Raw genomic sequence first — 21,258 nt, forward strand, 5'->3', positions numbered from 1 at the left:
TTTGGGAGTGATGTCTGCTTTTACTGTTGATGTTGGATTTTGAAAGGCATAGTTCCCTGCATCTGCTCCTGATAGTGTTCCACTTACATTGACACTCTTGTCTGTCCCTACATTCTTGTCTTCAAACTCCCCTGTTGCTGTAAGGCTTATATCATCTCCACTTATGATGTCAGAACTTGTCGCTGTGACAGTAGCTGCTGTAGTCCCATCGTATACCTTGTCAGATGCAGTATAGGTGGCTGTTAGGGGTTTCTTTGTGATGGTGGCTGTATGAGTACCACCTTGCAGAGTGTAGTTGCTTGCAAGGCCGTTATTGCCATTTTCAAGTGCCAAGCTGCCTAGTGTTACCGGTTTGTTGTTGCCAACATCTTTCTCTGCTACTGTGCCCTGGCCTGTAAGGTTTAAGTCTTCTCCTGCTACCAGATTACCCAAACTAAAAATGTCAGCGTTAACCACATTAGTTCCATCATACACACGACTGCCAGTAAGATTTACTGGGCGGGGGTTGATGGTGGCTGTTAATATCTCATCATCTAATTTATAGTTTGATGCCAACCCTCCATTTAATCCATCTTTTAATGTATAGCTTACATATACATTTTTATTTTCTCCTGCATTTTTATCCTCAAATCTTCCTGTAACTGTATTAATTTCTACTGTTTCACTTCCAACAAATCCAGATAATGTCCCTGGAGTTACTGTTGCATCTGTTGTACCATCGTACTCTTTGTCAGCTACTGTAGTTCCTGTTATTTTTAGGGATTTTGGTTCGATGGTTAAAACACCACTACGAAATTCAATACCACGAAAACTTTGATAATCTTGTAGAGTAGAACGATTAAGTGTTAAACCAGAAGGAGTAATGAGATATGTTCCAGCATTTTTAGCACCCTGACTTGTACCACTATAAGCAACAGTTCCACTAACAACAGATGAACCGGATGCAGGCAAATACTCTACACCATTACCACCACTATAGGCATTACCATCATAAGTCTTTGTATAATCATTAGCTCTTATCACAAGATTATTCTGCAAGGCTCTAAGAACAGGATAAGATGTTCCTTCATAAATACCCCAGACACCATCAGCACTATCACCAGAAGTAATATCCCAACCTGCATCTTGAAAAGTAGCAAGCTGTTTCATTTCAGCTGTGGTTTTGCCCGTGCCGCCGGCGCTACTCCCTTGGCCGGAGGTCTGGGTGTCCCAAAATGAATTATTTATATTACTATTATAGTTATAACCTACCAATCCACCGACATTTGAATTACCCGATACATTTCCTGTTGAATAACTCTCTTCAATGGTAGTTTTATATAGATAACCTACCAATCCACCAACATATGAATTACCCGATACATTTCCTGTTGAATAACTCTCTTCAATGGTATTAAACATTGTATCACCTACCAATCCACCGACATATAAATTACCCGATACATTTCCTGTTGAATAACTCTCTTCAATGGTACTTCCATATAGATAACCTACCAACCCGCCAACTCTCTTTGAACTACCAGAAACATCTACATTAGCATAACTATTGCTAATTGTAGTATAAAATACATTTCCAACTAATCCACCTACATAGCTACTCCCTGATACACTTCCTGTAACATAATCATTTTGAATTTTTTCAGCTCCATCAATCTTTCCAAATAATAATCCTACATTTTCATGCCCTTCAATATTTCCATCTAAAATACCAATGTTACGAACTTCAACCCCACTTCTACCATATCCAATAAGTCCAATATAGTCTGTAGAAGGACGGTTAATATAAAGGTTACTTATCGTATGCCCAAGTCCATCAAGCTTACCAAAAAATGCATTTTGAAATGAAGGCCCAATTGGACTAAATCCTGCACCACCATTCCAGTTTTGGGTATCTGATGCGTCAATATCTGCACCCAATGCATAGTTTCCATAACGTTTACTGATACTGGTATTGGCAAGCCCCTGTAGGCTATTTGTTGTATCTCCGTCTTCGTCTCCTTCCTGACCAAGACTTGTAATCACACTATAGTTTATCGTTTGTCCATTTGACCCAAGTTTGGTAGAAAAGTTCTGACCTGCTTGTAAGTTTATCTTCCCTATAAATCCCATTCCTGTTAATCCAAAACTATACGTGGCTTCTTTTCCGTTTATTGTTCCATCACTGCTTCCCTGACCATATTCCAATACCACTTTTCCGCCACTGCCCTGTGATGCATCTATTGTTGAGAGGATTTCTATATTCCTGTAGGCAGATAAGGTAAGTGTATGACCAGAACTCCAAGTTATATCATCTTTTACAAATATATCTCCATTGCCCTCTGTTGCTCCGCTTGACGACTGAATAGTAACATCACCTGATTGCAAGCTATTAGATAGGGTTAAACCTGTAACATCTCCACCTTCTGGTGCAATGGTAAAATCTCTAGGGTCAATTAACCATTTACCTGCTGTAATGTTAGCAGTATCCTTTATTTTTACTTCTGCTCCGCTTGTTTCAACAAAACCCCCTTTTGCACTTATTTTTCCATCTACATTAACAACACCTTTTTCCTTATCACTCACAAGATATATTTCCCCTTTTTCATTTACAGAGATGCTACTAGCTTCTATTACACCACTATTGTTTATCACGCTTTTACTAAGTTCATTGGCAGCTTTAGCAGTAAGATAAATTAAGCCTCCATCTGCCTTGATTGCACCGCCCTGTTTTATAAGTGCATTGAGTGCTCCTTTATCTACCGATATCTTTACAGAGCCTCCCAAATCAAGAACTACACTATTGCCTGCTCCCATTAAGACATTGCCCTGTGGTGATGAAATCTCTCCACTATTTTCAATCTTAGCAGCAATAAGGGCTACTGCACCACCTTCTGCTGTTTTTATCTTTCCCTGATTGACTATGCTTGCTATGGAAGCACCATTAAAGTGGTATTTACCAGATAGAAAATCTTCATTGGATATATCAAGTGTAGAAGCCACTAATCCACCCACATTGACCTGGGCAGTTTTAGAAAATAATATACCATTTGAATTCACTAAAAAAACCTTACCATTGGCATTTAATGCCCCCTGAATAACAGAAACATCTGAGCCCAATACCCTATTTAGAGCGATAGAGCTACTTGATGGTTGCTTAAAGTTTACTGAATTTCCTTTGCCTATAGAAAAACTCTTCCAATTTACTATCATCTTATTTGTGTTTTGATTGATAGTCATGGTGTTTGCAGAGTGCTTAATGCTACCTGAGCCTGCAACTATTCTGCCACCTTCTGGGAGATTGCCAGCAAAGGATAAACTTATACAAAAAACAATAAATACAGGGGTAATTAAAGATAGAGACACCTTTTTATGGCCATTAGAACTGATTTCGTTTAAAAATCTAACGACATTTTGAAATCTGCCATGAACAAAATCATTGACTTTATCCATAGCTCAACTCCTTTTTTAATATGCCTTTTTAATATTATTTACGAATAATGCCTTAGTCAGTCAACTCCAAAAATTGACCTAAAATCCGCTATTGATTTCTGATTAAAGGCAAATTAAGCAAGGATTGAATAAAAATCAAAAAATGAAATCCAAAAATTTATACTGAAAAGACAAAAATCTAATTTAATTCTCAAATAGAGATAAAAATAGCTCTTTGAGACACACCTCTTCCTTCAAAAATCGAAATTAACCCCAGTTTATCAAAATGATAAACTGGGGTTAAACCAATATCCCAATCTACACCTCAAACAACATCTCTAAATCTTCCCTTGTCAAGGACCTCCAGTGATCCTGACCTGGGATTATTGCCTCTGCAACTCCTTTTTTCTTTTGCTGAAGTTGTAAAATCTTCTCTTCCACTGTATTTTCGCATATAAGTTTATACGAAAACACCTTCTTGGTCTGCCCAATCCTGTGGGTTCTGTCTGTTGCCTGGCTTTCAACTGCAGGATTCCACCATGGATCATAATGGATTACGTAATCAGCAGAGGTTAAGTTTAGCCCTGTACCACCTGCCTTAAGTGAAATTAAAAAGATGGGAATAGATGGATCATTATTAAACCGCTCTACCTGCTCAAATCTGTCTTTACTGGAACCATCTAAATAGGCAAAAGGTATCTTGTTCATTTTTAGCCAAGCCCTTATAATATGGAGCATCTGGACAAATTGGGAAAAAACAAGGACCTTGTGACCATCTTCAATTATACCAGTCACTAAATCCTTAAAGGCCTCAAATTTTCCAGATGGCATATTTGTATTGATGCCAGGCATATCCAGCTTAAGGAGCCTTGGATGGCAGCATATCTGCCTTAATTTTAGTAAGGCATCTAGTATTGACATCTGGGACTGGGCAAGTCCTTTTTCCTCTACTTTCTTTAGTACCTGTTCCTTCAGCCTCTTGGCCAAGGCTGCATAAAGTTCCTTCTGCTCGTCTATTAAAGCTGCGTAGTATACATGTTCTACCTTTGGTGGAAGTTCTTTGACCACTTCCTTCTTGGTTCTGCGCAGGATAAATGGCTTTACCCTTGCCCTCAAGTAATTTAGGGCTTCTTCATCCCCATCTTTAATGGGTTTCACAACGCTTTTTTGAAATGCATGCTGAGATCCCAAAAATCCTGGCATTAAGAACTCAAACAAAGACCATAGTTCAAATAAATTATTTTCTATGGGGGTACCAGACAAACATACCCTAAATTTTGTCTTCAACTTCCTAACAGACCTTGCTGTTATTGTATTTGGATTTTTGATATTTTGGGCTTCATCCAGAATAATCGAACTGTACTCATATTTTAACAATTGATCTAAATCCCTTCTAATCAAAGCATATGTAGTAAGTACTATATCACTTTGGGGTATCTTTTTAAATAATGGATCCCTCTTTGCTCCATAAATAATCAAGGTCTTCATATGAGGGACAAATTTATCTATCTCCTTTTGCCAGTTTGGAAGCACTGAGGTAGGGACTATTATCAAATTAGGCCCCCCTCCCCCTTTTTCCTTCACATGCTGAAGTAATGCTAAAGTTTGCAAGGTCTTGCCAAGACCCATTTCATCTGCCAGTATGCCGCCAAAACCATATTCTCTTAGGAAATTTAAAAAACTTACTCCCTGTAACTGATATGGACGAAGTTGAGCATTTAGGTTTTTTGGGTGTTCTATCTGTTCGATTTTTTCAAAATTGTGTATCCTTTCTTTTAAACTATTCCAAAAGGTATTTGCTTCAACTTCCTCAACCTCATCGATGATTTTATCTAAAACAGGGGCTTCATATTTCTTAAATTTTTTCTTTGGAGCTGCATCTGGATCCATACCCATTGATTCAAGTTTATTTTTAAGTCTCTTTAACCACGAATCAGGTAAACTGGCATATGAGCCATCTTTCAGTTGGATATAACGCTTACCTTGTGTCCAGGCCTTCCAAATCTTATCAATGGGCACCTTTATATTATCATATTCAACAGATAAATTAAGATCAAACCAATCTTGGTTTTCCCCTTCTGAATCAATAGTTGCAACTATTTTTGGTTTTATATGACGCACTTTAAATCTAGAGAGATTTTTTTCTCCATAAACCCTATATTTTTCAACCAGTTGAGGATAGAAATCCAATAGGAAATTAATTGCTCCCTCTGGTTCCAAAAACCAAATGGAATTGGTCCTTGTTTGGAAACCCATTTCGATTAGCTTATTAATGAGCTCTTCTTCTGCCTTTTGATCCCTTCTTATTAAATAAGAACGCCCCTCAAAATTATAGCTTCCAGTTTGAAAACTTGGATTGATCTCTCCTACAACCACATCTCCATGTTCAGTTTCATATACATTTTGTATGGTCAATGTGAGTAAGCTACCCTCTTCGTCTAAATAGATCTTTGGATTATACTTGGCAGAGACAAAGATAGGTTCCATACGTTCCAAAAATTCCTCTTGTCCATATAAATCCGATGAATGGATCTTTGACCATACCCTGTCTAAAAATTCTGAAAGTTCGTTATGACTGATTATTGGAGGCTCCTTGACTAATTTCATAATAAGATCTGAATCCAAAGTGGAATACACTGGATAAAAAGTCTTTTTCCACAACACCCACATGGGTACGTGGCCGTATATAAAAACATTCTCTTTAGATATTGAAAAGGGCATCTTATCCTCATGACTGAGCAATACATCAAAACTCAACCCATCTTCTGATAATATGGGTCTTAGCTGTAGTCTCATACTCTGTGTGGTGATTCTAACAGGAATTTCTGTATCCTCCCAAAACAAATAGAACTCATCTTTAATAGTCCACAAAAACCAGGTGATGAGCCCTGCAGGAATCTCTACCTTATGGCCTAGGTAATCCAAATATTGGCCTATTTGGAGAGCCACATTTGGAAGTTCAGGGGAAACCTCACACCAGTCTGGGTTATTAATTATCTGCTCCAAAGTAACTGGATTTTGTACTTTGGAAAGTCCTGATTTATTTTGCCTGGCCCTAAACAAGGATACCATTAATCTCTGAGGTTCTGGATAAAATCTAAATATCAAATAGTTATTTCCAGGCTCAGGCTCTGGGGCTGCTTGAAAAAATCTCCGAAATGACTGTTTCCAATCTGTTCTTGGGGTTGGTTGTTCTTGTTTACCATTTTTAAAACTCTTGAGTAGAGATAAAAGAGTAACCCCCACATGTGGACACACACCAGAAAAAGAATCTGAGCAGTTGCAAAAGTAAGTGACCGTTCCATCTCCAAGGTTTATTCCTATCTCTGGATTATATACCTGAAAGTCTTCGCCCTGAATTATTCCCTCAATATCCCAATACTCATCCCTGGTCTTTAAATCAATTTTTTCCACATTGGACAAAATTGAATTTGCCCTTTCTCTAATATATTCAGGAATAGAGTCATTAATAAATGATTCTGTAAGTTCCACAACTCTTTGTTTTATCTCATTATCCACCTTATCCATTGTCATGCTACCCACCTCAAAATATACTTTATAAAATAATTTTTGCTATTTTGTTTCAAAAATTTGCGCTAATACACCCTTTTTGTCTTTTTGTCAAAACCACAAGGCATACAACTTATATTATATAGTTTAAAATATATCCCTTGGCAAGTATTTCTTTAGAAAACAAAAGGGTCAAAAACAGCTTTTTTTCTTTACTATATAGACTATCTTATATATTTTATCGTTAACACTAAGCACATAGGAGCTAATTTTTTTATGATACGAATAACTGACATATTGGATAAGGCCTCGAAATATATGAACCCCTCAGAACTTGCACTCATTGAGAAGGCCTATGTTTATTCAGCTTCTGCACATGCTGGACAATTCAGGCTAAATGGAGAGCCTTATCTTTCTCATCCTTTAGAAGTTAGCAATGTCCTGGTAGATTTAAAACTAGATGCTCCCACAGTAGCTGGTGGACTGCTACACGATACTGTTGAAGATACAAAAGTTACCATTGAAGATATATTAGAAAATTTTGGTCAAGAGGTAGCAGATATAGTAGATGGTGTTACAAAAATAGGAAAAATGACTTTTGAGTCAAAGCAGACAGCTCAGGCTGAAAATATAAGAAAAATGATTCTGGCAATGGCCAGGGATCTCAGGGTGATCTTAGTGAAACTTGCCGACAGGTTGCATAATATGAGGACCCTTGAATTTCAAAATCCCATAAAAAGGAGGCTAATATCCCAGGAAACTTTAGAGATCTATTCTCCCATTTCCCACAGACTGGGTCTATACAAAATCAAGGTAGAACTTGACGATTTGAGCCTTAAGTTTCTTAAACCAGATGTATATAACAGAATTTTAAACTGGATAAAACAGCATCGCTTAACTGGCGATGATTACATAAAGAAGGTCATATCTGAGCTAGAACAAATTTTGGAAAAAAACAATATCAGGGGTACTGTAAGCGGAAGACAAAAGCACATATATAGCATATATCAAAAAATGAAAAAACAAAGACTGTCTTTAGATCAAGTATATGACCTTATTGCCTTTAGGGTGATAGTTGATTCCATTAAGGACTGCTATACTACCCTTGGGATTATCCATTCAAAGTGGCCGCCAGTCCCTGGAAGGTTCAAGGACTATATTTCAATGCCAAAACCCAATATGTATCAAAGTTTACATACAACAGTTATAGGCCCAGACAGTGAGCAGATAGAAATACAGATAAGAACAGAGAAAATGCACTACATTGCTGAATACGGGGTAGCTGCTCACTGGAAATACAAAGATAAAAAGATAATAAATCCTAAAGACGAAAAAAGATTTTCCTGGCTCAGACAAATACTCGATTGGGAAAGGGATCTAAAAGATCCAAAGGAATTTATCCAGTCTTTAAAAATAGACCTATTTGAGGATGAAGTCTACGTATTTACACCAAACAGGGACGTACTGGCACTACCACAAGGGGCTACACCAGTGGATTTTGCATACATGATTCATTCTGAAGTTGGGAATAGATGTGTAGGTGCCAAGGTAAATGGTAAACTTGTTCCCTTGGATACCAAGTTAAAAAATGGAGACCTGGTTGAGATAATAACAAATCCCAATCACAAGCCAAGTAGGGATTGGTTAAAGTTTGTAAAGACTGCTAAGGCAAAGACCAGAATAAGACATTGGATTAAGACAGAGGAAAGGGCCACCAGCATTAGCCTGGCTAAAGAGATATTGGAAAAAGAAGCAAGAAAATTGGGTATTAATTTCAATAGGGAACTCAAAAATGGATCGTTGGATAAAGTGGCAGAAGAATTTTCTTATAAAACAGTGGAGGACCTTTTAGTAGCAGTTGGATACGCTAAATTGACCCCAAAACAGGTATTAAACAGACTTCTTCAACCAGAAACTAAAAAACAAGATTCAACAAAAAATAGAGGCTCAAAAAATAGTGCACAGCAAGAGATTAAGGAAATAAATGAAGAGAGGAAAGAAGGGGTAGTTATTAGAGGTGCCAAAAACCTGCTCATTAGATATGCAAAGTGCTGCCAGCCAGTAAAAGGAGACCCTATTGTTGGATATATAAGCAGAGGGAGAGGGATCATCGTCCATACCTCAGACTGTCCAAATGTGAAAAATTTAGAGCCCCATAGGTTGGTAGAGGTCACCTGGGCTGGAGAAGACAACAAGACATACACTGCTACCATAAAAATTGTATCTAAAAACGAAAAAGGAGCCCTTGCACTTATTGCTAAATCCCTAAGTGACGAAGACATAAACATAATCTCTGGTAACTTTAATACAAAAGTGGACAATACCACTGAAATATTCTTTCAAATAGAAATAGATAGTTCAGAACACCTATACTCCACATTAGAAAAGTTGAGTAAACTTCCTCCTGTAATAGAGGCAATAAGGACCACTGGAGAGACCACTAAGATGAACTAAACACCCTTTTATATAGAAGAGATCTCGAGGCCTATAAAGTATGTTTTACAATATCATATTATCTTTAAAAACCCCTTTCCTCCAAAAGGCTTCACTTCTCCAATTATACAGGCCAAATCCCCCTTTTGGGTCAGGTAGTTACAAACATCATCTATTTTATCAACTGAAACAGAGAGCACCATTCCCCCTGAAGTCTGGGCGTCAAAAATAATGTCCACTAATACAGGATCAACTTCTCCAGACAACTGCACCCTTTTTTCGCAAAATTTCTTGTTGGCATGGGATCCTTCTGGTACAAGTCCCATCTGTGTAAATTCTATTACCCTTTCTAAGATGGGTATTTCCTTGCTCCACAAATTTATCTCAACACAAGAGGCCTTTGCCATCTCAAGTAAATGTCCTCCCAGTCCAAAACCTGTTATATCAGTGGCCCCTTTTATATTGAATTTTCTAATAACCTCACCTGGGCCCTTATTGAGTTTAGACGTCCAATAGTAAACCTCTTTTTCTATCTCTTCATACCCTTCCCATTTGGCCTTTATGGCAGTTGCCAATATTCCAGTACCAATTGGCTTTGTTAACACCAAGAAATCACCTACCCTAGCACCACTATTAGTAGCAATGTGTTCCCTTTTTACAACTCCTGTAACTGAAAGCCCATATTTTATTTCCCTGTCTTCAACACTATGCCCTCCAGCCAAAACTGCACCTGCCTCTAAAATCTTGTGGTATCCACCCTTTAAAATTTCAATTAATATGTTGAGATCCATTTCCTTTGTGGGGAAACATACAATATTCATAGCACTATAAGGCTCTCCACCCATTGCATATATATCAGACATGGCATTTGCAGCTGCAATCTGTCCAAAGGCATATGGGTCATTCACTATGGGAGTAAAAAAGTCTAAGGTTTGGATTAATTCCATACCTTCAGGATTTTTTAATACAATCCCATCTTCATTGTCGAGCAAAGATACAATAATTCTTGGATCATCTTCTATATTTAACTTAGAAATTATATCCTCCAGGGACCCTGGAGTGACCTTAGCCGCTCACCCTGCTGCAGAAACCTTATCTAATAACTCAACCATAATTAATATTCTCCCTTAAATAAAACCTCTTACTAGTTCTTTGGAAGCTTTACAAATATAATCAATGAAGATCTTAGAAGCAGGATACATGGTTCTGGACCTGTGATAAACCAGATAAAAACTCCTTTTAAAGTCAAAAAAGGGATATTCTCTAATAACCACATCCTCATGTGATTTAATCAACGACTGAGCAGCAAAAAAAGAGGTTACACTTATTCCAATTCCACTTGAAACAAGGCTCAAAAGACCCTGGGTATTTGTGACCAATGCCTTAATGTCTAATTGGCATAATTCAATACCCGCCATCTTAAGTCCCCCTTCAACAGCCCTTCTTGTACCAGAACCCTTTTCCCTTATGACCCAAGGGACTTTCCTTATATCCCCAGGACTGGAAATGTCATTTAGATATTTTGATCTGCCAATAAATACAAGTTTATCTGATACTATTTTTTTAAATAAGAGATCTTCTCTATCAAATACAGCACCAGTAATGCCAACATCTAAAGAACCATCAGCCACTTTCCCGACCACTTGCTCTGAATCAAATATCTGAAGCTGAACCTCTACCTTGGGATAGGCCTTACAATATTTTGATATTACTTTTGGAAGGATATAACAACCTGGTATGGTACTTCCGCCAATCTTTAACTCACCAATTACTTGATTTTTGATCAATTTTATTTCCAATTCAGCTTTATATATAAGATCTAGAATCTCTTTGGCATATCTGTATATGGTATCTCCTCCAATGGTAGGAATAATATTTTTTCCAATTCGGTCAAATAACTTTTGACCGAATTCCTCTTCCAAGGACAAAATATGGCTTGAAACTGTGGGCTGAGAGACAAAAAGTTCCTTTGCTGCCTTTGAAAAACTCCTTAGCTCGTAAACCTTACAAAAACTCCTTAGCCTTACTATATCCATAACAAATAATTTCTATTACAATTGCTTATACATAAAGACACAAAAAAACAGGGTTGCCCCTGTTTTTTTGTGTCTTTAATTTTTATCTAATTTTCAACGGGTTCAGCATTTTCCTCTTGTGTTTCCTCTTTCTGGACTTGAAATTGCTCCTGAACAAGCTCCACAATGGCCATTTCCGCCCCATCACCTGGTCTGGGCATGGCCATTTTTACAACCCTAGTATATCCTCCAGGTCTACCTTTATAACGTGGAGCTATCTCATCAAAAAGCTTTTTAACAAGTGAACGATCCTCAAGGATTCTAAAAGCCTTACGCCTTGCATGAACCGTATTTTCCAGTCCAAAATGAATAAGCTTATCAGTGAGTTTTCTCAGTTCCTTTGCCTTAGGAACTGTTGTGGTAATCTTCTCGTGTTCCACTAAAGACTTTGCCATGTTTTTAAACATGGCCTTTCTGTGTTCCCAAGTCCTATTTAACTTCCTTCCACTCTTCCTATGCCTCATGATCCTCTTTCCTCTTTTTTTCCCATTTTTCTAGTTGTTCCTGAAAATTATCGATTTTCATCCCTAGGTCCAAACCCATATCGTGGAGGACTTTTAATATATCATCTAAGGATTTCTTTCCAAAATTTTTTGCCCTCAGCAGCTCTGCTTCAGTTTTTTGTACCAATTCACCCACATAATGTATATTGGCCTTTTTTAAACAATTGCTCGCCCTAACTGGAAGTTCCAATTCCTCAATTGTCTTAAAGAGATTTGGATTTATCTCTTCCTCTGTCTTCTCCTCTTCTTCCTCTCCGCCAATGGTTTCGTCAAAATTGATAAATATATCAAGCTGTTCTTTTAGTATCTTTGCAGAATAAGCCAAACTATCCTCTGGAGAAACAGAGCCATCAGTCCATATTTCCATTATCAACTTGTCATAATTGGTCATTTGGCCCACACGAGCCTGCTCTACTGTATATGCAACCTTTCTAATGGGGGAAAAATTTGCATCTAAAACAATAGTACCTATATCACTAGGAACGTCCTGCATTTCAGCAGGAACATATCCTTTACCCATACGCACTTCCAATTCCATTTTAAACTCTTTATCCTCAGTAAGAGTAGCTATGTGTTGCTCTGGATTGAGTACCTTCACATGACTGGTCTCTTGAATAGCAGCAGCCGTAACTTCTCCCTTTTTGTTGGCAAAAAGAGTTAATCTTTGAGGTTCATCTGTATCCATATAAAATCTAATTTTCTTTAAATTCAACACAATCTCTGTTACATCCTCCATAACCCCTGGTATGGAAGTGAATTCGTGGTACACGCCCTCAATCTTTACTGAAACAATAACTGCCCCTTGCAAAGATGAAAGCAAAACCCTTCGAAGGGAATTCCCCAATGTGGTTCCATATCCCCTTTCCAAGGGTTCCACAATGAATTTTCCATAAAATTGGTTTGAGTCAGGATCCTTTTCAATTTTTTTTGGCCTTACAAGCTCGCTCCAATTCCTCACATTTATGATCCTGCCTTGTTCTTTTACTATCATACACCTTACCCAATTAATTTTATTTTTTATTTAGAATACAACTCTACAATGAGGTTTTCATTTATTGGAAATGTTATGTCCTCTCTTTCAGGAAGGGCTTTCACCTGGCCTTTAAAATTTTCAGAATCAAGTTCCAACCACTGAGGGACCCCTCTCCTGGCCACTACCTCCTGTGCCTCCTGAATGGTTGGGACCTTTCTACTTTTCTCCTTGACCTCTACTACATCATTTACCCGTAATTGATATGAAGGTATATCTACCTTTTTGCCATTCACGAGAAAATGACCGTGTCTAACCAATTGTCTGGCCTGATTTCTTGAGTTTGCAAACCCAAGTCTATATACAACATTGTCCAAGCGTAATTCCAATATCCTGAGTAAATTTGTTCCAGTAACACCTTTTTTTGCCTCTGCAATTTCAAAATATTTCCTGAATTGTCCCTCTAATACACCATACAGCCTTTTGACTTTCTGCTTTTCCCTGAGCTGTATCTCGTAGTTGCTGGACTTCTTCCTACGCCTTCCATGTTGACCAGGTGCATATGGCCTCCTCTCATAGGCGCACTTATCTGTGTAGCATCTGTCTCCCCTTAAAAAAAGTTTTGTACCTTCTCTTCTGCACAATCTGCACTTTGGACCTGTATATCTTGCCAAGGCTTTATCCTCCTAAATTTTTTACTAAACCCTTCTACGTTTTGGTGGTCTGCATCCATTATGAGGTATAGGGGTCACGTCTCTTATAAACGTGATCTTAAACCCTTCATTGTGTATGGCCCTCATGGCTGACTCACGACCAGCCCCAGGACCCTTAACAAATATCCCCACGCTCCTCATCCCATGATCCTGTGCCTGTTTTGCTGCCTTTTGAGCGGCAATCTGGGCTGCATATGGTGTACCTTTTTTGGATCCCTTAAAACCACAGGATCCAGCACTTGCCCAACTTACCACATTGCCCTTTTGATCAGTAAATGTCACTATTGTATTGTTAAAGGTAGATTTTATGTGGGCATAGCCAGTTGGAATATTTTTTTTCTCCTTTCTTTTCCCGCCACGTTTAGCTTTTGCCATATTTCATCTCTCCAATTTTATTTCTTTCTTTTTCCTATAATAGACCTTCTAGGACCTTTCCTTGTCCTGGCATTGGTATGAGTCCTTTGCCCCCGTACAGGCAAATGCCTTTTGTGCCTGATTCCCCTGTAACAATTTATCTCCATGAGCCTTTTTATGTTTGCGGTAATCTCCCTTCTAAGATCACCCTCAACCTTGTAATTTTGTTCAATCTCTTTTCTAATGGCATTTACTTCATCTGCACCCAATTCGTCTGTCTTCTTTGTCCAATCAACCCCCACTGCTTCCAAAATCTTTAGGGCACTGGAGCGGCCTATTCCGTATATGTAAGTCAATGCTATGTCAAGCCTCTTGTTTTTTGGTAAATCTACGCTTGCAATCCTTACCACTTTAATCCTCCACTTTATCCTTGTCTTTGCTTATGTTTTGGATTTTCACATATAACACGTACTATGCCTTTTCTTCTAATAATTTTGCATTTACTGCACATTTTTTTTACAGAGGGTCTAACTTTCATGGTCTTCTCCTTAAAATTATATTCTACCTTTGATCCTGGCCTTTTTTAGTAACCCTTCATATTGTTGAGATATTAAATGTGATTGTATTTGGGTCATGGTATCAATGGCAACGCCAACCACAATTAATAGGGCGGTACCACCAAAATAAAAGGGTACATGCATCTTATAAATGAGAATCATAGGAAGCACACAAACTGCAGACACATATAAAGACCCCCAAAAAGTGAGTCTGGTCAAAACCTTATCTATATATTCTTTTGTATGTTTCCCTGGTCTAATTCCTGGGATAAAGGCTCCTTGCTTTTTCAAATTCTCCGCAATGTCCTTGGGATCAAATATAATTGCCGTATAAAAGAAACAAAAGAATATTATAAGACCCACATAAAGTATGGTATACAGGAGAGATCCTGGTCTAAAATATACTGACAATTGATGTAAAAATTCAACCTGTGAAAAATTTGCTATGGTAGCTGGAAACATAAGTATGGAAGATGCAAAAATTGGTGGAATAACCCCAGCAGTATTAATCCTTAGGGGTAAATGAGAACTCTGTCCCCCATACATGCGCCTTCCCACCATGCGTTTGGCATAATTTATTGGTATCCTTCTCTGTGCAGTTTCTATGAAACAAATAAAAGCCAGTACCCCCAACATAACTGCCAGCAATATAAGCAACAAAAACAAGCTGAGCTCACCAGTTTGCAACAGTTTAACCGTCTTTGTTATTGCCCCTGGAATCCTGGCAACTATTCCCGCAAATATAATCAGAGACACCCCGTTACCTATTCCCCTGGCAGTAATTTGCTCCCCCAACCACATCAAAAATACCGTCCCCGTGGTCAAGGTAATCACAGTCACTAACATAAATGTTAGACCAGGATGTGGTACAACAGGAACTCCTGCTGGACTTGTCATCTTTTGTAGACCATATGCTATTCCTGTACCCTGAATTAAGGTGATAAGTACTGTACCATACCTTGTGTACTGGGTAATTTTCCTTCGGCCAGCCTCACCTTCTTCCTTTTTTAGCTTTTCCAATTCAGGACTAACTACCACAAGTAATTCCATTATAATTGCAGCTGAAATATAAGGCATTATTCCCAAAGCAAATACTGAGAATTTACTGAGCCCGCCACCTGCAAACATGTCAAATAGGCCAAATAATGTATTTTGAGCCGAGGCAAAGAAGTCAGCAATGGCCCCTGTATTAATTCCTGGTACTGGAACATGTATCCCTAATCTATATACAATTAATAATCCCAAGGTAATTAATATCCTGCGACTAAGCTCCTTTGAGAAAGTCACATTTTCAATTTGTGGTATCACCTATTAACCCTCCAAAACCTTGGCTTCACCACCTGCCTGATTTATCTTCTCTAAAGCGCTCTTGCTAAACTTGTGTGCCCAAATCTTAAAACCTTTGTTGATCTCACCCTTACCCAATATTTTTATGGGTCTGTCTTTTTTACAGTATTTATACAAATCCTCTAAAGTTATCTCGTCTTTATCATTAAACTTCTTCTCAATGAACTCCAAATTGAATACATTATATTCCACCTTAAATGGATTTTTAAATCCCCTTTTTGGTAGCCTCCTCACAAGTGGCATCTGTCCACCCTCAAACCAGGGTGCAGGACCTTTGCCTGCCCTTGCATTTTGGCCCTTATTACCCTTTCCTGCTGTACAACCTTGTCCACTGGCGGGACCTCTACCAATCCTCTTCTTGGCTTTTATTTCACCAGGAAATGGCTTTAGCTCATGTAATTTCATTTCTCCACCACCTCGACTAAATGTTTTACCTTGTTTATCATACCAATAATTGCATCGTTATTTGGTAGCTCTTTTACTTGATTTATTTTTCTTAGGCCCAATGCCTGCAAGGTCTTACGCTGCTTTGGGCTACAACCAATTTTACTCTTTATTAACTTAACTTTCATGATAAAATCCCCCTACCCGCCGATTGATAGACTTTTCCCTCTAATTTCAGATACCTCTTCAGGTGCACGTAGCATTGTAATGCCCATAATAGTGGCTTTTATGACATTTATGGGATTTCTTGATCCAATGGCTTTACTCAACACATCAGTGACCCCTGCAGCCTCCATAACAGCCCTAACAGGTCCACCAGCAATAATACCAGTACCCTTTACTGCAGGCTTGAGTAAAACCCTTGCAGCCCCGTATTCTCCAATAACCTGGTAAGGAATGGTTCCATCAATAATAGGCACTTCAATTAGGTTCTTCTTCGCCCTTTCTGTAGCCTTTACAATTGCATCAGGAACTTGGTTGGCCTTACCATAACCATAACCAACTTTACCATTTCCATCTCCCACAACCACTAGGGCGGTAAACTTAAAGTTCTTACCCCCCTTAACAACCTTTGACACTCTATTTAAATGGACTATTTTTTCTATTAGGCCAATTTCATTTACTGTGCTCATACATCACCTCAAATTTAAAATTTTAGTCCACCCTCTCTGGCTCCATCAGCCAAAGCCTTAACTCTACCATGGTATATGTAACCATTTCTATCAAAAACCACCTTCTCTATACCCAATTCTAAGGCAATTTTAGCAACTTCTTTTCCCACCATCTTGGCTGTGTCTTTATTTAATTTCCTCGCTTCTCCTAATCTCAAACTTGAATAGGATGCGATTGTATGACCCTTAGTATCATCCACGATCTGAGCATATATATGTTTATTAGACCTAAAAACTACCAGTCTGGGCCTTTTAGTGGTACCAAAAATCTTTTTTCTTATCCTAATTTTTCTTTTTTTTCTGAGCTCGTTTCTACTTAGTTTCATAACCACCACCCTTAAGCCTTAGCAGATTTTCCAGCTTTGCGTAAAATTTGTTCGTTAATGTATTTAATCCCTTTTCCCTTGTAAGGCTCAGGAGGCCTAATCCTCCTAATCTGTGCAGCAACTTCACCTACCAATTGTTTATCAATACCAGTTATAAAAATCTTATTCCCTTCTACCCTGGCAGTAATTCCTTCAGGTAATTGATATTCCTTTGGATTGGAATATCCCACATTTATGACCAATGTCTTTCCCTTGACCTCAGCCCTATATCCAACTCCTACTATTTCCAATCCCTTTTCAAATCCTTTGGTCACTCCCTCAACTGCGTTTGCAAGCAAGGTACGCCTAAGACCATGCTGCTCCCTTGCCTTCCTAGAATCATTTTTTCTTTTTACGTATATTGTGTCGCCCTCTTGTTCATATTCTATAAGATCGCTGTTACCAAGAACTATTAACCCTTTTGGTCCCTTGACCTCTATCTCGTCTCCTTTGAAGGTAACAGTTACCTTTTCAGGTATCTTAATTGGTACTTTTCCTATTCTAGACATATTTACCACCCTACCATATTTTACAGATAAGCTCTCCGCCAACCCTTTGTTTTTTGGCTTCTGTCCCTTCCAATATACCCCGTGAAGTAGACAAAATACATATACCCAATCCGTTCTGAACCTGGGGTATGTCATCAACACCTACATATACCCTTCTTCCTGGCTTACTAACCTTCTTTAAGTCAGTTATAGCTGGCCTGCCCTTTACATACTTTAAATTTACAATGATGTCATGTTCTTGTTCTTCATAACCGTCTATATAGCCTTCACTTTTTAAAATCTCCAATATGGCCTTCTTCATCTTGGACTTAGGTATACTGACCTTTTTGTGAAGGGCCATGTGAGCATTTCTTATGCGGCTTAGCATATCTGCTATTGGATCTGTCATTCCCATAACACGCTCCTTACCAACTTGATTTGCGGACCCCTGGAAGTTCACCCGATAAAGCCATTGTCCTAAAACATATCCTGCATACTCCAAATTTTCTCAAAAAAGCCCTTGGCCTACCACATAATGGGCATCTATTATACTTCCTAACCTTAAATTTTGGTTTTCTCTGAGCCTTTACCATTAGTGCCTTTCTAGCCAATTTATCCTCCTTTACTTAACAAATGGCATTCCCAACATCTTTAACAATGTTTTGCCTTCCTTATCAGTCTTGGCTGTAGTTACAATTGTCACATTCATTCCTTTGACTCTATCCACTATATCAATGGGAATATCAGGAAATATTGTGTGTTCCCTAATACCCAAAGTAAAATTCCCTCGACCATCAAAACCCCTATCGGGCAGTCCCCTAAAGTCTCTTATCCTGGGAATTGCAAAATTAATTAATTTGTCAAAAAATGCCCACATCCTTTCTTTTCTGAGGGTAACACGACAACCCACAGGCATACCTTGCCTTACCTTAAAGGCTGCAATTGACTTTTTTGCCCTAGTGGGCACTGCCTTCTGGCCTGCAATAAGAGTTAATTCCTTTAGCCCGTCCTGTATTATTTTGTTATCATGTGCACCTTCACCTAGACCCATATTCAGAGAAATACACCTCAACTTAGGCACTTCCATTATACATTTATATCCAAATTCTTCCATTAATTTTGGAACTACATTTTCTTTGTATATCTTTTCTAAACGGTTCATAGTCACACCCTTTGTTAATCAAGAATCTCATTGCATTTCTTGCAATATCTAAGCTTTTTACCCTCTTCAGTAAATTTATAACCAACCCTGGTAGGCTTTGAACACGCCTCACAAAACAACATAACGTTAGATATGTGAATAGGAGCTTCTTTCTCTACAATCCCTCCAGCCTGTCCTGTATATGGATTCCCTTTCATATGTCTCTTAACAATATTTACTTGGTCGACTATTACCCTATCTTTTTTTTTCAAAATTTTTTTTACTGTACCGACCTTTCCTCGGTCCTTGCCACATATCACCATTACTTTATCATTTACCTTAATCTTATATTTCTTATTCATATCTGACCCACCTCTATAGTACTTCTGGGGCTAATGATACAATCCTCATAAATCTCTTGTCTCTAAGTTCCCTGGCTACAGGTCCAAAAATACGTGTACCTATGGGCTCCATATTTTTATTTAACAAAACCGCTGAGTTTGTATCGAATTTTATGTATGACCCATTAGGCCTTCCAACTTCCTTTTTTGTCCTGACAACTACTGCACGATATATTTCACCTTTCTTCACCTTGGAATGGGGAATGGCCTCTTGCACCGATACTACTATTACATCTCCAATTGTTGCGTATCTCTTCTTGCTTCCCCCAAGTACTTTGATACATTTTACTATTTTAGCCCCTGAGTTATCTGCTACATCTAATTTACTCTCAACTTGAATCATGGCCTTATCCTCCTAAACCGCTTTTTCCAAAATCTTGAGAAGCCTCCAGCGTTTTCTCCTGCTAAGTGGCCTACTTTCTATAATCTGGACTTTATCCCCCATACCACATTCATTTCTTGGGTCATGGGCCATGAATTTTTTTCTCTTTCTTATAAATTTTTTATACAGGGGATGCTTTACCATTGTTTCACAACTCACCACAATGGTCTTATCAGGCTTATCACTAACCACTATGCCGGTAAGCACCCTTTTGTTTCTTTTAATTGCTTTCTTTGGTCCTTCCATCCTTTAACTCCAATTGCTTTTCCCGCATGATTGTTAATATTCTTGCGATGGTCCTCTTCACAGAGGGTATCCTGGCTGTATTTTTTAGCTGACCAATTGAGTGCTGAAACCTTAATTTAAACAATTCTTCTCTAAATTCAGCTAGTTTCTTTTGTAGCTCTGATATTTCCATCTCCCTTAATTTAGCCGCATCCATCACTATATCCCCTTTTCCTCAATTTTTGTCTTAATGGGCAATTTATATGATGCCCTAACTAGCGCCTCTTTGGCCCTAGATATATCTACACCAGCTATTTCAAAAAGAATACGCCCAGGTTTAACCAAGGCCACCCATGCTGAGGGAGATCCCTTTCCTTTTCCCATTCTTGTCTCAGCTGGCTTTTCAGTCACAGGCTTATCTGGAAATATTCTAATATAAACCTTTCCACCACGCTTTAAACTTCTCATTATAGCAACACGAGCAGCCTCAATCTGTTGGGCTGTTAGCCTTCCATGCTCACAGGCCTTTAGACCAATATCTCCAAAACTGACCCTACAACCCCTGTAGGCCTTTCCCTTTGTAAATCCTCTATGTTGCTTTCTATATTTTACTTTTTTTGGACTAAGCATCTGCTTTTACCTCGTCTAATATTTCGCCTTTAAATATCCACACCTTAACGCCAATAATTCCATATGTAGTCAACGCAGTAGCAAAACCATAATCTATATCTGCCCTTAACGTGTGCAACGGCACCCTGCCTTCCCTAAACCACTCAGTCCTGGCTATTTCGGCGCCGCCTAATCTCCCTGAACAGGCAATCTTTATCCCTTTAGCACCAAATTTTAGGGCCAAGCTAATGGCTCTTTTCATGGCACGCCTAAATGCCACCCTCCTCTCCAGTTGTAGAGCCACGTTTTCTGCGACCAATTGGGCATCAATTTCAGGCCGTCTAACTTCTACAACCTCGAGTATGAACTCCCCTTTGAATTTCCTTTTAAGTTCATTTCTGAGCTTTTCAATTTCTACACCTTTTCTACCAATAACAATCCCTGGTCTGGCTGTATGAATAATTATCCTGACCTTTTCCGCAGCCCTTTCGATCTCTATTCTTGATATCCCAGCGTGATAAAGCCTCTGTTTAATAAATTTTCTCAGTTGCTTGTCTTCATAGACATATCTTGAATAATCCTTCTTACTATACCAACGTGACAACCAATTTTTATTATACCCTAACCTAAACCCGTATGGATGTACTTTTTGACCCAATGCC

26 protein-coding genes are annotated in these 21,258 nt (G+C 38.5%); 1 reads left to right on the plus strand and 25 read right to left on the minus strand.

The window, feature by feature from the left end; all coding sequences use genetic code 11:
• Together ACYQ0O_RS10650 and ACYQ0O_RS10655 are read right to left on the minus strand one after the other, a co-directional pair.
• A partial coding sequence (locus ACYQ0O_RS10650) for a YDG domain-containing protein (RefSeq protein WP_459892877.1) occupies positions 1-3,429 on the minus strand: 3,429 nt, incomplete at its 3' end.
• 297 nt (positions 3,430-3,726) lie between these two features.
• Positions 3,727-6,942 carry a DEAD/DEAH box helicase gene (locus ACYQ0O_RS10655; RefSeq protein WP_459892879.1) on the minus strand — a complete coding sequence of 1,072 codons (3,216 nt, stop codon included), beginning with the start codon at positions 6,940-6,942 and terminating at the stop codon, positions 3,727-3,729.
• A gap of 252 nt (positions 6,943-7,194) precedes the next feature.
• Here ACYQ0O_RS10655 and ACYQ0O_RS10660 point away from each other — a divergent pair, with 252 nt between their 5' ends.
• Positions 7,195-9,372, plus strand: coding sequence for a RelA/SpoT family protein (locus ACYQ0O_RS10660; protein ID WP_459892881.1), 2,178 nt, complete (start codon positions 7,195-7,197; stop codon positions 9,370-9,372).
• A gap of 53 nt (positions 9,373-9,425) precedes the next feature.
• Here ACYQ0O_RS10660 and selD read toward each other — a convergent pair whose 3' ends face one another.
• The 23 genes from selD to rpsC all read right to left on the minus strand — a co-directional run bounded on the left by selD (position 9,426) and on the right by rpsC (position 21,254).
• Positions 9,426-10,463 (minus strand): selenide, water dikinase SelD, encoded by a 1,038-nt coding sequence (gene selD / locus ACYQ0O_RS10665; protein WP_459892883.1) that lies wholly within the window; start codon positions 10,461-10,463, stop codon positions 9,426-9,428.
• 15 nt (positions 10,464-10,478) lie between these two features.
• Positions 10,479-11,387, minus strand: coding sequence for a selenium metabolism-associated LysR family transcriptional regulator (locus ACYQ0O_RS10670; RefSeq protein WP_459892885.1), 909 nt, complete (start codon positions 11,385-11,387; stop codon positions 10,479-10,481).
• A gap of 86 nt (positions 11,388-11,473) precedes the next feature.
• Entirely contained in the window at positions 11,474-11,890 is a 417-nt protein-coding gene (rplQ, locus tag ACYQ0O_RS10675) for a 50S ribosomal protein L17 (protein ID WP_075069938.1), read from the minus strand.
• Positions 11,880-12,920, minus strand: coding sequence for a DNA-directed RNA polymerase subunit alpha (locus ACYQ0O_RS10680; RefSeq protein WP_459892888.1), 1,041 nt, complete (start codon positions 12,918-12,920; stop codon positions 11,880-11,882). Before ACYQ0O_RS10680 ends, rplQ begins: the two co-directional genes overlap by 11 nt.
• Before the next feature lie 26 nt (positions 12,921-12,946).
• A complete protein-coding gene (rpsD, locus tag ACYQ0O_RS10685) occupies positions 12,947-13,573 on the minus strand; it encodes a 30S ribosomal protein S4 (protein ID WP_459892890.1) in 627 nt (208 codons plus the stop codon).
• Positions 13,574-13,597: 24 nt separating this feature from the next.
• Positions 13,598-13,987: a 30S ribosomal protein S11 gene (gene rpsK, locus ACYQ0O_RS10690; protein ID WP_459892892.1), complete on the minus strand. Its 390-nt coding sequence runs from the start codon at positions 13,985-13,987 to the stop codon at positions 13,598-13,600.
• Positions 13,988-14,004: 17 nt separating this feature from the next.
• Positions 14,005-14,376, minus strand: coding sequence for a 30S ribosomal protein S13 (rpsM, locus tag ACYQ0O_RS10695; protein ID WP_459892894.1), 372 nt, complete (start codon positions 14,374-14,376; stop codon positions 14,005-14,007).
• A 14-nt stretch (positions 14,377-14,390) separates the two neighbouring features.
• Entirely contained in the window at positions 14,391-14,504 is a 114-nt protein-coding gene (gene rpmJ / locus ACYQ0O_RS10700) for a 50S ribosomal protein L36 (RefSeq protein ID WP_459892896.1), read from the minus strand.
• A gap of 16 nt (positions 14,505-14,520) precedes the next feature.
• Positions 14,521-15,819 (minus strand): preprotein translocase subunit SecY, encoded by a 1,299-nt coding sequence (secY, locus tag ACYQ0O_RS10705; RefSeq protein WP_459892957.1) that lies wholly within the window; start codon positions 15,817-15,819, stop codon positions 14,521-14,523.
• 15 nt (positions 15,820-15,834) lie between these two features.
• A complete protein-coding gene (rplO, locus tag ACYQ0O_RS10710; RefSeq protein WP_459892898.1) occupies positions 15,835-16,275 on the minus strand; it encodes a 50S ribosomal protein L15 in 441 nt (146 codons plus the stop codon).
• Entirely contained in the window at positions 16,272-16,442 is a 171-nt protein-coding gene (gene rpmD / locus ACYQ0O_RS10715; protein WP_075069936.1) for a 50S ribosomal protein L30, read from the minus strand. Before rpmD ends, rplO begins: the two co-directional genes overlap by 4 nt.
• Before the next feature lie 12 nt (positions 16,443-16,454).
• Positions 16,455-16,946 (minus strand): 30S ribosomal protein S5, encoded by a 492-nt coding sequence (rpsE, locus tag ACYQ0O_RS10720; RefSeq protein ID WP_459892901.1) that lies wholly within the window; start codon positions 16,944-16,946, stop codon positions 16,455-16,457.
• Positions 16,947-16,960: 14 nt separating this feature from the next.
• Positions 16,961-17,311, minus strand: a complete 351-nt coding sequence (rplR, locus tag ACYQ0O_RS10725) for a 50S ribosomal protein L18 (RefSeq protein WP_459892903.1) — start codon at positions 17,309-17,311, stop codon at positions 16,961-16,963.
• Positions 17,312-17,322: 11 nt separating this feature from the next.
• Positions 17,323-17,859, minus strand: a complete 537-nt coding sequence (gene rplF / locus ACYQ0O_RS10730) for a 50S ribosomal protein L6 (protein ID WP_459892905.1) — start codon at positions 17,857-17,859, stop codon at positions 17,323-17,325.
• Between the two features lie 10 nt (positions 17,860-17,869).
• Positions 17,870-18,253 (minus strand): 30S ribosomal protein S8, encoded by a 384-nt coding sequence (gene rpsH / locus ACYQ0O_RS10735; RefSeq protein ID WP_459892907.1) that lies wholly within the window; start codon positions 18,251-18,253, stop codon positions 17,870-17,872.
• Between the two features lie 10 nt (positions 18,254-18,263).
• Entirely contained in the window at positions 18,264-18,449 is a 186-nt protein-coding gene (locus tag ACYQ0O_RS10740; RefSeq protein WP_075069934.1) for a type Z 30S ribosomal protein S14, read from the minus strand.
• A gap of 11 nt (positions 18,450-18,460) precedes the next feature.
• On the minus strand, positions 18,461-19,000 hold the full coding sequence (gene rplE, locus ACYQ0O_RS10745) for a 50S ribosomal protein L5 (RefSeq protein ID WP_459892909.1): 540 nt from the start codon (positions 18,998-19,000) through the stop codon (positions 18,461-18,463).
• 14 nt (positions 19,001-19,014) lie between these two features.
• Positions 19,015-19,341: a 50S ribosomal protein L24 gene (gene rplX / locus ACYQ0O_RS10750; protein ID WP_459892911.1), complete on the minus strand. Its 327-nt coding sequence runs from the start codon at positions 19,339-19,341 to the stop codon at positions 19,015-19,017.
• A 13-nt stretch (positions 19,342-19,354) separates the two neighbouring features.
• Positions 19,355-19,723, minus strand: coding sequence for a 50S ribosomal protein L14 (gene rplN / locus ACYQ0O_RS10755; protein ID WP_459892913.1), 369 nt, complete (start codon positions 19,721-19,723; stop codon positions 19,355-19,357).
• Positions 19,724-19,735: 12 nt separating this feature from the next.
• Entirely contained in the window at positions 19,736-20,008 is a 273-nt protein-coding gene (gene rpsQ, locus ACYQ0O_RS10760; protein WP_459892915.1) for a 30S ribosomal protein S17, read from the minus strand.
• On the minus strand, positions 19,983-20,204 hold the full coding sequence (gene rpmC, locus ACYQ0O_RS10765) for a 50S ribosomal protein L29 (protein WP_459892917.1): 222 nt from the start codon (positions 20,202-20,204) through the stop codon (positions 19,983-19,985). Before rpmC ends, rpsQ begins: the two co-directional genes overlap by 26 nt.
• A 2-nt stretch (positions 20,205-20,206) precedes the next feature.
• Positions 20,207-20,617 (minus strand): 50S ribosomal protein L16, encoded by a 411-nt coding sequence (gene rplP / locus ACYQ0O_RS10770; protein ID WP_459892919.1) that lies wholly within the window; start codon positions 20,615-20,617, stop codon positions 20,207-20,209.
• Entirely contained in the window at positions 20,610-21,254 is a 645-nt protein-coding gene (gene rpsC / locus ACYQ0O_RS10775; RefSeq protein WP_459892921.1) for a 30S ribosomal protein S3, read from the minus strand. The genes rplP and rpsC overlap by 8 nt, the downstream gene beginning before the upstream one ends.
• Positions 21,255-21,258: the final 4 nt, after the last annotated feature.

The organism is Desulfothermus okinawensis JCM 13304 (assembly GCF_054654515.1).

Excerpts from the sequence above, each read along its gene's own strand:
- rpsQ (WP_459892915.1), bottom strand. The coding sequence starts at position 20,008 with ATGGAAGGACCAAAGAAAGCAATTAAAAGAAACAAAAGGGTGCTTACC.
- rplO (WP_459892898.1), bottom strand. The coding sequence starts at position 16,275 with ATGAAATTACATGAGCTAAAGCCATTTCCTGGTGAAATAAAAGCCAAG.
- ACYQ0O_RS10660 (WP_459892881.1), top strand. The coding sequence starts at position 7,195 with ATGATACGAATAACTGACATATTGGATAAGGCCTCGAAATATATGAAC.
- rplR (WP_459892903.1), bottom strand. The coding sequence starts at position 17,311 with ATGAAACTAAGTAGAAACGAGCTCAGAAAAAAAAGAAAAATTAGGATA.
- rplE (WP_459892909.1), bottom strand. The coding sequence starts at position 19,000 with ATGAACCGTTTAGAAAAGATATACAAAGAAAATGTAGTTCCAAAATTA.
- rpsH (WP_459892907.1), bottom strand. The coding sequence starts at position 18,253 with ATGGGAATGACAGATCCAATAGCAGATATGCTAAGCCGCATAAGAAAT.
- rpsE (WP_459892901.1), bottom strand. The coding sequence starts at position 16,946 with ATGAGCACAGTAAATGAAATTGGCCTAATAGAAAAAATAGTCCATTTA.
- rpmD (WP_075069936.1), bottom strand. The coding sequence starts at position 16,442 with ATGAAAGTTAAGTTAATAAAGAGTAAAATTGGTTGTAGCCCAAAGCAG.
- rplP (WP_459892919.1), bottom strand. The coding sequence starts at position 20,617 with ATGCTTAGTCCAAAAAAAGTAAAATATAGAAAGCAACATAGAGGATTT.
- ACYQ0O_RS10670 (WP_459892885.1), bottom strand. The coding sequence starts at position 11,387 with ATGGATATAGTAAGGCTAAGGAGTTTTTGTAAGGTTTACGAGCTAAGG.
- rpsK (WP_459892892.1), bottom strand. The coding sequence starts at position 13,987 with ATGGCAAAAGCTAAACGTGGCGGGAAAAGAAAGGAGAAAAAAAATATT.
- rpmJ (WP_459892896.1), bottom strand. The coding sequence starts at position 14,504 with ATGAAAGTTAGACCCTCTGTAAAAAAAATGTGCAGTAAATGCAAAATT.
- rplX (WP_459892911.1), bottom strand. The coding sequence starts at position 19,341 with ATGAATAAGAAATATAAGATTAAGGTAAATGATAAAGTAATGGTGATA.
- ACYQ0O_RS10680 (WP_459892888.1), bottom strand. The coding sequence starts at position 12,920 with ATGATAGTAAAAGAACAAGGCAGGATCATAAATGTGAGGAATTGGAGC.
- rpmC (WP_459892917.1), bottom strand. The coding sequence starts at position 20,204 with ATGGATGCGGCTAAATTAAGGGAGATGGAAATATCAGAGCTACAAAAG.
- rplN (WP_459892913.1), bottom strand. The coding sequence starts at position 19,723 with ATGATTCAAGTTGAGAGTAAATTAGATGTAGCAGATAACTCAGGGGCT.
- ACYQ0O_RS10655 (WP_459892879.1), bottom strand. The coding sequence starts at position 6,942 with ATGACAATGGATAAGGTGGATAATGAGATAAAACAAAGAGTTGTGGAA.
- rplQ (WP_075069938.1), bottom strand. The coding sequence starts at position 11,890 with ATGAGGCATAGGAAGAGTGGAAGGAAGTTAAATAGGACTTGGGAACAC.
- rplF (WP_459892905.1), bottom strand. The coding sequence starts at position 17,859 with ATGTCTAGAATAGGAAAAGTACCAATTAAGATACCTGAAAAGGTAACT.